The sequence below is a fragment of the Actinobacillus porcitonsillarum genome, from assembly GCF_003101015.1.
Classification (GTDB): domain Bacteria; phylum Pseudomonadota; class Gammaproteobacteria; order Enterobacterales; family Pasteurellaceae; genus Haemophilus_A; species Haemophilus_A porcitonsillarum.
In genome coordinates this window covers 2,050,769-2,063,700 of the sequence record NZ_CP029206.1, presented here as the reverse complement: position 1 = coordinate 2,063,700, position 12,932 = coordinate 2,050,769, and the positions used below count along the sequence as shown (strand labels likewise).

At 40.1% G+C, this 12,932-nt stretch carries 10 protein-coding genes; 6 read left to right on the top strand and 4 right to left on the bottom strand.

All coding sequences use genetic code 11. From position 1 onward, the window contains the following. The first annotated feature begins 33 nt into the window (after nucleotides 1-33). The 3 genes from treC (at nucleotide 34) to gyrB (ending at nucleotide 5,764) form a co-directional block, all read left to right on the top strand. Entirely contained in the window at nucleotides 34-1,674 is a 1,641-nt protein-coding gene (treC, locus tag DDU33_RS09930; RefSeq protein WP_108924943.1) for an alpha,alpha-phosphotrehalase, read from the top strand. A 130-nt stretch (nucleotides 1,675-1,804) separates the two neighbouring features. Next, nucleotides 1,805-3,175 carry an adenylosuccinate lyase gene (purB, locus tag DDU33_RS09925; protein ID WP_108924941.1) on the top strand — a complete coding sequence of 457 codons (1,371 nt, stop codon included), beginning with the start codon at nucleotides 1,805-1,807 and terminating at the stop codon, nucleotides 3,173-3,175. A 159-nt stretch (nucleotides 3,176-3,334) separates the two neighbouring features. After that, nucleotides 3,335-5,764 (top strand): DNA topoisomerase (ATP-hydrolyzing) subunit B, encoded by a 2,430-nt coding sequence (gene gyrB, locus DDU33_RS09920; RefSeq protein WP_108924939.1) that lies wholly within the window; start codon nucleotides 3,335-3,337, stop codon nucleotides 5,762-5,764. A 47-nt stretch (nucleotides 5,765-5,811) separates the two neighbouring features. Here gyrB and sucD read toward each other — a convergent pair whose 3' ends face one another. From sucD to DDU33_RS09905, 3 genes are all read right to left on the bottom strand, one after another. Next, nucleotides 5,812-6,681, bottom strand: a complete 870-nt coding sequence (gene sucD, locus DDU33_RS09915) for a succinate--CoA ligase subunit alpha (RefSeq protein ID WP_108924937.1) — start codon at nucleotides 6,679-6,681, stop codon at nucleotides 5,812-5,814. A 10-nt stretch (nucleotides 6,682-6,691) separates the two neighbouring features. Beyond that, the gene (gene sucC, locus DDU33_RS09910) at nucleotides 6,692-7,861 is read right to left on the bottom strand and encodes an ADP-forming succinate--CoA ligase subunit beta (RefSeq protein WP_108924935.1); all 1,170 of its coding nucleotides are present in this window, start codon (nucleotides 7,859-7,861) and stop codon (nucleotides 6,692-6,694) included. Nucleotides 7,862-8,006: 145 nt separating this feature from the next. Continuing rightward, entirely contained in the window at nucleotides 8,007-8,960 is a 954-nt protein-coding gene (locus tag DDU33_RS09905) for a bile acid:sodium symporter family protein (protein ID WP_108925308.1), read from the bottom strand. Between the two features lie 134 nt (nucleotides 8,961-9,094). On the opposite strand from DDU33_RS09905, the gene pepB reads away from it, so the two are divergent. From pepB to DDU33_RS09890, 3 genes are all read left to right on the top strand, one after another. Continuing rightward, the gene (gene pepB, locus DDU33_RS09900) at nucleotides 9,095-10,378 is read left to right on the top strand and encodes an aminopeptidase PepB (RefSeq protein ID WP_108925304.1); all 1,284 of its coding nucleotides are present in this window, start codon (nucleotides 9,095-9,097) and stop codon (nucleotides 10,376-10,378) included. An 8-nt stretch (nucleotides 10,379-10,386) separates the two neighbouring features. Then, nucleotides 10,387-10,875, top strand: coding sequence for a transcription elongation factor GreB (greB, locus tag DDU33_RS09895; RefSeq protein ID WP_108924933.1), 489 nt, complete (start codon nucleotides 10,387-10,389; stop codon nucleotides 10,873-10,875). 384 nt (nucleotides 10,876-11,259) lie between these two features. Then, nucleotides 11,260-11,796: a hypothetical protein gene (locus tag DDU33_RS09890; protein WP_108924931.1), complete on the top strand. Its 537-nt coding sequence runs from the start codon at nucleotides 11,260-11,262 to the stop codon at nucleotides 11,794-11,796. Between the two features lie 143 nt (nucleotides 11,797-11,939). Here the strand turns inward: DDU33_RS09890 and fdhE are convergent, their stop codons facing one another. Next, nucleotides 11,940-12,857, bottom strand: a complete 918-nt coding sequence (gene fdhE, locus DDU33_RS09885; protein ID WP_108924929.1) for a formate dehydrogenase accessory protein FdhE — start codon at nucleotides 12,855-12,857, stop codon at nucleotides 11,940-11,942. Between the last annotated feature and the right edge of the window lie 75 nt (nucleotides 12,858-12,932).

Sequence of the window (12,932 nt, the reverse complement as noted above, 5' to 3'; positions counted from 1 at the left end):
AATCCAACCGCATATAATGTTAGGAAAATAAAAATGAACAACAAAAACTGGTGGCAAAATGGGGTAATTTACCAAATCTACCCAAAATCATTCCAAGACACGACAGGGAACGGCACGGGCGATATTCAAGGGATTATCAAACGCCTTGATTACTTACAAACCCTTGGCATTGACGGCATTTGGATTACGCCGATGTACGTGTCGCCACAAATTGACAACGGCTACGATATTGCCGATTACCGCAATATCGACCCAAGTTACGGCACGATGGCGGATTTTGAGCAACTGATTGCCGAGACACACAAACGCAATATCCGCATTGTGATGGATATGGTGTTCAACCACAGCTCCACCTTCCACGAATGGTTTAAGCAAGGCGAAGATCCAAACAGCGAATATCACGATTATTATATTTGGAAAGAACAACCGACCAACTGGAAATCTAAATTCGGCGGTTCGGCGTGGAAATGGTCGGACAAAGCCCAAAAATACTACTTGCACCTGTTTGCCCCTGAACAAGCGGATTTAAACTGGGAAAACCCAAAACTGCGGTCAGAATTGTTTGATATTTGCAAATTCTGGGCGGAAAAAGGCATTGATGGCTTGCGTTTAGACGTGGTGAATTTGATTTCCAAGCCGGAACAATTTGAAGACGATTTTGAAGGCGATGGACGCCGTTTTTATACGGACGGCCCGAAAATTCATCAATACTTACAAATGCTTAACCAAAACGCCTTAACGCCATACGGCTTGATGACCGTTGGCGAAATGTCCTCCACCAAATTAGAACATTGCCAACAATACGCTAATTTGAACGGTTCGGAATTGTCGATGACCTTTAATTTCCACCACTTAAAAGTGGATTACCCGAACGGCGAAAAATGGACGTATGCCAAACCTGATTATGTGGAACTGAAGTCCATCTTCAACTACTGGCAACAAGGTATGCACGGCAAAGCGTGGAATGCGTTATTTTGGTGCAACCACGACCAGCCACGCATTGTGTCCCGTTTTGGCGATGAAGGCGAGTTTCGCACCACGTCGGCAAAAATGTTAGCGATGTTGCTACACGGTATGCAAGGCACACCTTATATTTATCAAGGGGAAGAAATCGGAATGACCAACCCGAATTTTGCCACCATTGAAGAATATCGTGATGTGGAAAGCTTGAATGCCTATGCGGAACTGAAGGAAAAAGGCGTAAGTGAAGATCTGATTATCAAAATCCTTGCCCAAAAATCCCGTGATAATTCACGCACACCGGTGCAATGGGACAGCTCGAAAAATGCGGGTTTCTCCACAGGCACACCGTGGATTGATGTGGCACGCAATTACAAGGAAATCAACGTAGAACAAGCCCTTGCGGACAAAAATTCCGTGTTCTACACTTACCAAACATTGATTGCCCTACGCAAAAAATTAGCGGTACTTACCGATGGCGACTACCAAGATTTACTGCCACAACACCTGTCCGTTTGGGCGTATCAACGCACTAACGAAACGGAAAATAACGCAACGGAAAAATTGACGGTAATAGCGAATTTAAGTGCAGAAAAACAAGTAGTTAAGCTAGACACAAGCGGTCAGATTTTGTTAAACAATTACCAAAATCTCACCCAAGTCGAAAATGGCATTGAGTTAGAGCCTTATCAGGCGGTGTATTTGCTTGGTTAATGAAAAAAGATCGCTTAGGCGGTCTTTTTTATGGGGAAATTGGTAATATCTAAACTAACTAATGAAATTTCTTGGGAAAAATGCTATATTCTTACCCAGTTTTTTTAATTATTTTTACGGAGAAATCTGAATGGAACTGACTGCTTTAACAGCGTTATCCCCAATTGATGGTCGTTATCAAGACAAAGCGGCTGCACTTCGCCCTATTTTTAGTGAATTTGGCTTACTTAAATTTCGTGTAACTGTCGAAGTGCGCTGGTTACAAAAATTGGCATCTCACGCACAAATCAACGAAGTTCCAGCTTTTTCTGAAAAAGCAAACGATTACCTAAACCAAATTGTTGAGAATTTTTCCATTGAAGATGCAAATCGTATCAAAACGATTGAACGTACGACTAATCATGATGTGAAAGCGGTGGAATATTTCTTAAAAGAGAAGTGTGAAGCATTACCGGAACTGCAAAAAATCAATGAGTTCATTCACTTTGCTTGTACCTCTGAAGACATCAATAATACTTCTCACGCATTGATGCTTAAAACGGCACGTGAAGAGGTATTATTACCAGAATGGAAAAAAGTGATTGATGCGGTCGTAGAACTTGCGAATCGCTACAAAGATATTCCGCTTCTTTCTCGCACGCACGGTCAGCCGGCAAGTCCAACAACGATTGGTAAAGAGATGGCGAACGTTGCGTATCGTTTAAAACGTCAATATAACCAGTTAGAAAACTTAGAGATTTTAGCGAAAATCAATGGGGCAGTGGGGAACTACAATGCTCATTTATCCGCTTATCCAGATGTGGATTGGCACGCATTTAGCCAAGAGTTTATTACGCAATCTTTAGGCGTAACATGGAACCCATACACCACTCAAATTGAGCCGCACGATTACATTGCAGAATTTTTCGATTGCGTGGCACGTTTCAACACAATCCTGATCGACTTCGACCGTGATATGTGGGGTTACATTGCGTTAAATCATTTTAAACAACGTACAATTGCTGGCGAAATCGGATCTTCAACCATGCCACATAAAGTTAATCCAATTGACTTTGAAAACTCAGAAGGTAACTTAGGTTTAGCGAATGCGGTCATGAACCACTTAGGGCAAAAATTGCCGATTTCTCGTTGGCAGCGTGATTTAACCGACTCAACCGTATTGCGTAACTTAGGCGTAGGGTTGGGGTATGCGTTGATTGCTTATGCGGCGACTTTAAAAGGCATTAGCAAGTTAGAAGTGAATGAGCAGCACTTACGAGATGAATTAGATCAAAACTGGGAAGTGCTAGCTGAGCCAATTCAAACGGTAATGCGTCGCTACGGTATTGAGAAACCGTATGAAAAACTCAAAGAGCTCACCCGTGGTAAACGTGTAGATGGCGAAGCGATGCGTCAATTTATTGATGGTTTAGAGCTTCCTCAGGTAGAAAAAGATCGCTTAAAACAGATGACACCGGCAACTTATATTGGTTATGCTGTTGAGTTAGTTGAAAAACTGTAAATTTGATATCAAAAACAACCGCTTGTCATGGATGGCAAGCGGTTGTTTTTTGTCTATTTTTCGCTTTTCGATGGATTTTCTGTTATAATCTGCATAATTTTTCGGTCAGGTTTTTTGCCTGTTTACCGTTATCCGTTTTATAAATTTTAGGGATTAGGAATGTCTGAACAAAATCAACAAAGCTATGATTCTTCAAGTATTAAAGTTTTAAGAGGCTTAGATGCTGTACGTAAACGTCCGGGTATGTATATCGGCGATACAGACGATGGTACAGGTTTACACCATATGGTATTTGAGGTCGTAGATAATGCGATTGATGAAGCATTAGCCGGCTATTGCCAAGATATTGTGGTGACAATCCATTCCGATAATTCTGTTTCAGTACAAGATGATGGGCGTGGTATTCCGGTAGGGATTCACCCGGAAGAAGGTGTTTCTGCAGCTGAAGTGATTATGACGGTACTTCACGCAGGTGGTAAATTTGACGATAACTCTTATAAAGTATCGGGCGGTTTGCACGGTGTGGGGGTGTCGGTAGTAAATGCCCTTTCATCTAAACTCCAATTAACGATTCGCCGTGAAGGTCATGTTCACGAGCAGTTCTATAGCCTTGGTGAACCGAATGCGCCATTAACGGTAATTGGCAACACCGATAAAACAGGAACCATGGTTCGTTTTTGGCCAAGTTTAGATATTTTCAAAAACAAAACAGAATTTGAATATAAAATTCTTTCAAAACGTTTACGTGAGCTTTCATTCTTAAATTCAGGCGTGTCAATCCGTTTAGTTGATGAACGTGATGGTAAAGAAGAGCATTTCAAATACGAAGGTGGTATTAAAGCCTACGTGGAATATTTAAATGAAGGTAAAACGCATATCCATAACACGCCTTTCTATCTTTCAACCGAGAAAGACGGTATCGGTGTCGAGGTCTCATTACAATGGAATGATAGCTATAACGAAAATGTGTACTGTTTTACCAATAACATTCCTCAACGTGATGGCGGTACGCACTTAGCAGGTTTCCGTGCGGCATTAACACGTGCGTTAAAAAACTATATGGATAACAGTGGAGTGTTGAAAAAGGCAGATGCCAATATTGATGCTTCAGGTGATGATGCTCGTGAGGGTTTAGTTGCTGTTATTTCAGTTAAAGTACCGGATCCAAAATTCTCATCGCAAACTAAAGATAAACTCGTTTCATCAGAAGTACGTGGTGCAGTAGAAAGTTCAATGAACGAAGCATTAGCGGAATACCTTGCTGAAAACCCGGATGATGCGAAAAATATTGTTAGTAAAATCATTGATGCGGCTCGAGCACGTGAAGCTGCACGTAAAGCTCGTGAGATGACTCGTCGTAAAGGTGCGTTAGACCTAGGTGGTTTACCGGGTAAATTAGCAGATTGTCAGGAAAAAGACCCCGCACTTTCTGAACTTTACTTGGTGGAGGGAGACTCTGCGGGCGGTTCGGCAAAACAAGGTCGTGATCGTAAAAACCAAGCGATTTTGCCGTTAAAAGGTAAAATTCTAAACGTAGAAAAAGCTCGTTTCGATAAAATGCTTTCTTCGCAAGAAGTGGCAACGCTCATTACGGCACTTGGCACAGGCATTGGGCGTGAAGATTACAACATTGAAAAATTACGTTATCACAAAATCATCATTATGACCGATGCGGACGTTGATGGTGCGCATATTCGTACACTTTTATTAACGTTCTTCTATCGCCAAATGCCGGAACTAATTGAAAACGGCTATATTTATATTGCACAACCACCGCTTTACAAAGTGAAAAAAGGCAAGCAAGAGCGTTATATTCAAGACAACGATGAAATGTCGCAATATGAGATTGATATTGCATTGGAAGGCGCAGGCTTATTTGTGAGTGAAGATGCACCGGCGTTAAGTGGTGTTGCGCTGGAAAGCCTCATTACGCAATATAATGACGTACAAAAATTATTTGAACGTTTAGTTCGCCGTTATCCGGTAGCTGTATTAAATGAGTTGATTTATACACCGGCACTTTCAACGGAATTAGTAAAAGATCAAGCAAAAGTAACCGCTTGGAATGAGCAATTGATGACACAATTAATGGCAAAAGAAACCGGCGGAAGTTTCTATCGTGCTGGCGTTTTCTTTAATGAAGAGCGTCAAATTTATGAGCCTGAAATTATTGTGACAACTCACGGTATGGATACAACTTATCGTTTGGACTTTAACTTTATTACAAGTAATGAATATGGACGGATTACCGCATTAGGTAATGAACTTAACGATTTATTGTCGCCAAGTGCTTATGTGATGCGAGGGGAACGCCGTCAAGCGATAAGCAGTTTTGCTGAAGCATTAGATTGGTTAGTGAAAGAATCTCGTAAAGGTTTAACTATCCAACGCTATAAAGGATTAGGTGAGATGAACCCGGAACAGTTATGGGAAACCACAATGGATCCGGTTGCACGTAAAATGTTGCAAGTGAACATTACTGATGCTATTGCGGCAGACAAATTGTTTAGCACCTTAATGGGGGATGAAGTTGAACCTCGCCGTGATTTTATCGAAAGCAATGCACTGTATGCACAGTTAGATATTTAATGAAAATAGCCCCGTATGTTTGGACATACGGGGTTTTTTATCGGATATTATCTTAATACTCTTTTCAATGCTGAACCGATTTCAGCGAGGCTTCTCACAGTGGTGACTCCGGCTGCTTCTAATGCTGCAAATTTCTCATCTGCTGTGCCTTTTCCACCGCTAATGATCGCACCAGCGTGTCCCATTCGCTTACCTTTAGGTGCTGTAACACCTGCGATGTAGCTAACAACAGGCTTTGTTACATGTTTACGAATAAACTCCGCTGCTTCTTCTTCGGCAGAGCCACCAATTTCGCCAATCATTACAATCGCCTCGGTTTCCGGATCTTGCTCAAAGAGTCTTAAAATATCAATAAAGTTGGAGCCGGGGATAGGATCGCCGCCAATACCTACGCAAGTCGATTGCCCAAAACCTTCATCTGTCGTTTGTTTTACGGCTTCATAGGTTAAAGTTCCTGAACGAGAGACAATACCGATTTTGCCTTTTTTATGAATGTTTGCCGGCATAATCCCGATTTTACATTCTTCTGGTGTAATGACTCCAGGGCAGTTTGGACCGATCATTCGCACGCCGGTTTGATTTAATTTTTGCTTGATTTCAAGCATATCAAGGGTAGGAATTCCCTCGGTAATACAAACGATAAGCTGAATACCCGCATCAATGGCTTCTAAAATCGCATCTTTACAACCGGGAGCAGGAACATAAATGACGGTTGCGGTTGCTTGTGTTGCTTCTACGGCTTCTCGAACCGTATTAAAAACAGGAAGACCTAAATGGGTTGTTCCTCCTTTATTAGGTGAAACACCACCGACTAATTGCGTACCGTAAGCTAAGGCCTGTTCACTATGAAATGTGCCTTGTGCACCGGTAAATCCTTGGCAAATCACTTTGGTATTTTTATCAATTAAAATTGCCATATCTTTCTCCTTAATTCGCTTCTTGAGCCGCTTTTACAGCTAAAATAGCTGCTTCTTTTAATGTATTTGCAACAAGCAGACTCAATCCGCTTTTGGCAAGAATTTCACGACCAAGTTCTGCATTGGTTCCTTCTAAACGAACGACAACCGGCACTTGAACGCCAACTTCATTTACTGCGGCAATAATTCCTTCCGCAATTAAATCACAACGGACAATGCCTCCAAAAATATTCACTAATACCGCTTTCACATTTTGATCAGAAAGAATCAATTTAAAGGCTTCAGCCACTCGTTCTTTGGTTGCACCACCGCCAACATCAAGGAAATTCGCCGGTTGTCCACCATGTAATTTGACGATATCCATGGTTCCCATCGCAAGGCCTGCACCATTGACCATGCAACCAATGTTGCCTTCAAGGGCAACGTAATTCAGTTGCCATTTGGCAGCCTCTGCTTCTCTTGGATCTTCTTGGCTTGGGTCTTGAAGGGCTAGTAATTCAGGGTGGCGGTAAAGGGCATTGCTATCAATGACCATTTTTGCATCTAAACAAATAAGTTGTCCTTGTTGGGTAACCACAAGCGGATTCACTTCGAGAAGGGCTAAATCTTTTTCGATAAAGAGTTTGGATAATTGAACAAAGATATGACTAAATTGCTTAACTTCATCATTTTTCAAGCCTAATTTAAAGGCAAGTTCACGACCTTGATAAGGCTGCCCTCCCACGAGGGGATCTAAAGCCACTTTATGAATGAGCTCTGGTGTTTTTTCGGCAACTTCCTCAATGTTCATTCCCCCTGCACTGGAAGCCATAAAAATGACTTTTTGAGAACTACGATCAATCACAGCGCCAAGATAAAGCTCACGGGCGATTTGGCATGTTTCTTCGATATATATGGTATTGACCGGCTGCCCACGTGAATCGGTTTGAAAGGTTACAAGTCGATTGCCTAGCCAGTAGTCTGCAAATGCTCTCGCTTCTTGTTCATTATGGACTAATTTTACGCCACCGGCTTTACCTCGCCCTCCCGCATGAACTTGGCATTTTGCAGCCCAAACTTCGCCATTTAAACGTTTTAGAGCATTGACGGTTTCATCGGCGGATTGGCAAGCGATGCCTTGACTGACAGGAAGATGATATTGCGCAAAAATCTGCTTGGCTTGATATTCGTGTAGATTCATAGATGTCTCCTTTATCTTCTACGAAGTTGTAAACAGAATGTAAATCATCTTTTCTGAAATTGCAAATAGAGATTATAAGATGAAACAAGCGGTTAAATTCGGAGAAGGATTTGCAAATCTCTTTCTCAATTTAACCGCTTACAAACTAGTTTTCTGATGAACTTTTTTCATCCTCCATTGATGCAAAGAACATTGCGAGGATGGGGCCCGAAATATTATGCCAGAAGCTAAATACTGCACTTGGTACGGCAATTAACGGATTAGCTTTGAAGTGAAGAGCCGCAAGTGCTGCGCCTAATCCTGAATTTTGCATACCAACTTCAATAGCGATAGCTTTACTATCATATACAGGGAGTTTCAGTAAACGGCTGACAATATAACCAATTAAATAACCTAACCCATTATGCAGAACAACGATCATAAAAATTAATAAACCTGATTCAATAATACGATCTTTGCTTACTGCTACAACAGCCGTCACAATGAGCATAATCGCAATAACGGAAATTAATGGCATAGTTTGGCTGAATTGTGCGATTTTTTGCTTGAAGATTGAGCGAATGACAACACCAACAAAAATAGGTAATAAGACCATTTGTAGAACTGAAATGAGCATACCTGTTGCATCAATTTCTAACCATTGGCTTGCGAAAAGATAGAATACTGCTGGAGTTAATAGCGGTGCGAGTAGGGTAGAAACGGTCGTACAAGCAACTGAAAGTGCCGTATTTCCTTTTGCTAAATAAGTCATCACATTTGAGGATGTACCACCAGGCGCTGAACCTACAAGAATAACACCAATCGCGAGATCGGGTGGTAAATTAAATAGTTTTGCTAATATAAAAGCAACGCTGGGCATAACCACAAATTGAGCAATTACCCCAATAATGACAGCTTTGGGATTTTTTGTAATTTCAGCAAAGTCTTTAAATGTAAGGGTTAAACCCATACCGAGCATCACAATACCAAGTAGATATGGAATCCAAGGTACAAACATTTTGAAGGTTTCGGGAAATTGAGCGGCAATAAAAGCAGCAACGACAACCCAAATCGCAAAGGTTTTACTGATGAAGTTTGTTAATTTTAAAAGATAATTCATTAAATAACTCTCCGTGTGAAAAATAAGCATTGAGGTTACCTTAAAATCAAAGAAAAATGAATAGGAAAAAAACGTAAATTCTTGTTAGAATCAGACCGCTTACAGATTTTTATCGTTAAGGAATATTTATGACAATGCAAATTAAACTCTCTACACAACCGGCTCTTAGCGCATGGGGTGAAAAAGCGATTTTATCGGCAACAGAATCCGGTATGACAATCCATCTTCAAGAACCTTCATTACAAACGATTCAGAAAGCAGCTCGTAAAATTAAAAATCAAAGTATTTTAGATGTGAGTCTTGTTGGAGAAGGCTGGGATTTAGAACATTGTTGGGCGTTTCATCAAGGGTTTAATAGTGTTAAACAGGCTGGGAGTGTGCAATATCCTGATTTAGGACAAGAACAGGCAGAATTTGAGGCAAGAGTAGAGTGCAGTATTTTTACACGAACTTTAATCAATCTGCCTTCAGACCAACTGACACCGCTTGAATTGGTCAAAAAAGCTCAGGATTTCTTAACCGAACAAGCGGTTAAAAAAGGTTTGAAAAATGCAATTTCAGCCGAAGTGATTGCAGGCGAAGCCTTGAAAGAAAACGGCTTTCATGGGATTTGGACGGTTGGGAAAGGTTCGGAAAATCCACCGGCATTTTTACATTTAGATTTTAATCCAACGGGTAAAGATGATGCACCGGTATTAGCATGTCTTGTTGGTAAAGGGATTACCTTTGATACAGGGGGGTATAGCCTTAAATCAAGCGATTCAATGAGTACGATGCGTACAGATATGGGCGGTGCAGCACTACTGACAGGCTCTCTCGGTTTTGCTATTGCAAGAGGCTTGAAAAAACGGGTTAAATTGTTCTTATGTTGTGCGGAAAATATGGTTAGCCATAATGCCTTTAAATTAGGCGATATTATTACCTATCGAAATGGGATAACCGCAGAAGTGCTTAATACCGATGCAGAAGGACGACTGGTTTTAGCGGACGGACTTATTGAAGCGGATAAACAGAATGCTCAATTTATTTTAGATGTTGCTACGCTAACAGGGGCTGCTAAAGTGGCAGTCGGTAACGATTATCATAGTGTGTTATCAATGGACGAGCAATTAGTCGATGCGCTTTTCCAGTCGGCTAAAGCGGAAAATGAACCATTTTGGCGTTTACCATTCGAGGCATTTCACCGTTCGCAAATTAGCTCAAGTTTTGCTGATATTGCGAATATCGGTTCTGTACCAGTGGGTGCGGGGGCGAGCACTGCTTGTGCATTTCTCTCTTATTTTGTTGAAAATTATCAACAAAATTGGTTGCATATTGATGCTTCTGCGACCTTCCGCAAATCGGCTAGCGATTTATGGGCAGCTGGTGCAACAGGGATTGGTATGCGTACCATCGCAAACTTATTGTTAAGTAAATAGGCAGAGAGATGGCAAAATCAAATTATATTACTCGTGCAGGTTGGCAGGCGTTAGATCAGGAACTAAAATTTCTGTGGAAAGAAGAACGTCCAAAAGTTACTCAAGCTGTTTCAGATGCAGCTGCTTTAGGTGACCGTAGTGAGAATGCGGAATATATTTATGGCAAACGCCGTTTAAGAGAGATTGATCGCCGTGTTCGCTTTTTATCTAAACGGTTGGAAGTGTTACAAATTGTCGATTATCATCCCAAACAAGAAGGTAAGGTCTTTTTTGGTGCTTGGGTTGAATTAGAAAATGAAGAAGGCGAAGTGGAACAATACCGTATTGTTGGGTGTGATGAGTTTGATCCAGCGAAGAATTGGATTTCGATTGATTCGCCAGTTGCCCGTGCATTGATTGGCAAAATGCAGGACGATGAAATCACGGTAGAAACACCGGTTGGTAAAGTGATGTGGTTTATCAATAAAATTTGGTATGAGAAATCGGGGTTATATTAGGTTTTGAAAATGTATAAGCGGTAAATTTGGCTAATTTGGGTATCTCAAAGGATAGAGGATTTAGCACTAGGCTTGCTAGAATTTTATTAAATGATATTTAAGAAAAAATTTATATGGATTTAGTTGCAGTACATTGCTGACTTAGGTAAGCAATTAATGTATTATAAGTATCATTGAACCTATCAAGGAAATGAACTATAGCAGTTCGTTGATAGCAAAATTACTTGATGAAAAACAGATTTTGAGGTAAAAGAATTTAAGGTCAAATTAATCTAATAGGTTCTATAATTTTAATTGAGGAATGTAAGATTAGGTTTGATTTTCTATAAATTATTACATTTCTTATATTTGAAAAATTTAGATAACTTTATTTAAGGAAAATATATGAAAAAATTATTTTTTATTTTTAGCATAATTTGTTTATCGGCTTGTTCACTAGGTAAGTTTGATGCTTACAAAGCTAAGCCAGATAATTTTGCACCAGGCGTTGAGCATTATTTTAGTGGTGATCTCTATTACCAAGAAAATGACTTTGGTGGACCTGGTATTGGAACATTTAATATACATGCGTTTAGAAAAGAAAATAATCTATCTTGGGAAGTCCATACGCGTTGGATAAGTGCAAGCTCAAAACTTCTTTTCCCTCAATCTATTGCATTTAATGTAGATGGGAAAATTTTGACGTTTAATAATTTGGCTATTGCTAATACCAGTTCTTTTGGGCTAAGTGTAGTTCAAAACCAAAATTTTGTTGTATCAGATGAGTTAATTGATTTATTCTCTAATGCAAATTCCATTATTGTACGAGTGAGTGGTACTCAATATTATTTAGAGAGAACTTTAACTCCAGAAGATATTAAAAATATAAAATGGTATATTTCATATATAAAGGCTGGTAACGTACCACAAATAGTCAAATAATAAAAGCCACTTTTTAGTGGCTAGACTACTGAAAATTTACCTTTAGGCATCTTAACAAAAGAGTTGATTTTGATTTTTCTACTATGCCTAAGAGTTTTTTTGTTTTATATATTGATGAGGGTACTAATGTAGTACCCTTATTTTTATTCTACCTGAAACAAAAATGGGTTGATGCCACTTCGTGCAAAATCTTTTTGTTCCATTTCGGCATCAAGGAAAAGCGTTGCCAAATCATCAGCAATAGGTTCAACATGAGGATCTTTTTCTTGATACATCACTTTAAGATAACTGCCACAATCTCCACAGCTTTCTGCTTTAACAGGGGCTTCAACGCTTTCTAAACTCCAGTAATCTAACTTACCGCTTTGATCGCAATTTGAACATTGTGAACGTGTCATATGCCATTCACTTTCGCAAAGTGAGCAATGTAAATAGCGTAATCCTTGTGTATTTCCAAAATGGATAACACTTGCGATCGGTGCAGAGTCGCAAACCGGGCAAGTATGACGTTCGCCGACTTCTGTTCGTGTATTGCGTGGTAGTTGTTGAGCAAGCTGTGTCCAATATAAAGATAGTGCAGCCCAAAGGAAAACCGCTTTATCTGCACCAACAAGCTCGTAGCGCTCGTTTAAGAGATCGTCTGCGAGCTTATCAAGCTCTGAATTAGCCGCTTTTTCTAACCATTCTATGGTAGGTAAGACGTTATCATTAGCGTAGGGTTTGAATTTTTCTAGTAGTGCTAATAGAAGCTCCCGCCATTCATCGGAGCGTTTAAAATTTTTAGCATTTAACGGCTTTTCGCCTTGTGAATGTTCGATACAAGCGGTTAATTTTTCCGTGTAATTTGCAATAGGTTTGTTTTCAAGTAAATCAAGCTGTACTTCGACTAAGTTTGCGGCAAACTCTAAATAATCGGCAAAAGGATTATTTTGCGCAAGATCACGCAAGCGTTTAGCACGGCGAAAATAGAGATTTTTCGGATTTGCAAATAAAAGTGGCGGATTTTCAAAGGAGTGTGCGGCTTGTTTAATTTCGTTTTCAGGTAAAATTCGAATACTCATAATTTATTCTCTATTGATTTATCTTCCTAAATTCTCTTATCAAAAAGAGCTTAGGAAGAGATGTTCGATAAAAAT

Coding starts and splice junctions, on each gene's coding strand:
- gyrB (WP_108924939.1), top strand. CDS start 3,335: ATGTCTGAACAAAATCAACAAAGCTATGATTCTTCAAGTATTAAAGTT.
- greB (WP_108924933.1), top strand. CDS start 10,387: ATGGCAAAATCAAATTATATTACTCGTGCAGGTTGGCAGGCGTTAGAT.
- DDU33_RS09905 (WP_108925308.1), bottom strand. CDS start 8,960: ATGAATTATCTTTTAAAATTAACAAACTTCATCAGTAAAACCTTTGCG.
- treC (WP_108924943.1), top strand. CDS start 34: ATGAACAACAAAAACTGGTGGCAAAATGGGGTAATTTACCAAATCTAC.
- pepB (WP_108925304.1), top strand. CDS start 9,095: ATGCAAATTAAACTCTCTACACAACCGGCTCTTAGCGCATGGGGTGAA.
- DDU33_RS09890 (WP_108924931.1), top strand. CDS start 11,260: ATGAAAAAATTATTTTTTATTTTTAGCATAATTTGTTTATCGGCTTGT.
- fdhE (WP_108924929.1), bottom strand. CDS start 12,857: ATGAGTATTCGAATTTTACCTGAAAACGAAATTAAACAAGCCGCACAC.
- purB (WP_108924941.1), top strand. CDS start 1,805: ATGGAACTGACTGCTTTAACAGCGTTATCCCCAATTGATGGTCGTTAT.
- sucC (WP_108924935.1), bottom strand. CDS start 7,861: ATGAATCTACACGAATATCAAGCCAAGCAGATTTTTGCGCAATATCAT.
- sucD (WP_108924937.1), bottom strand. CDS start 6,681: ATGGCAATTTTAATTGATAAAAATACCAAAGTGATTTGCCAAGGATTT.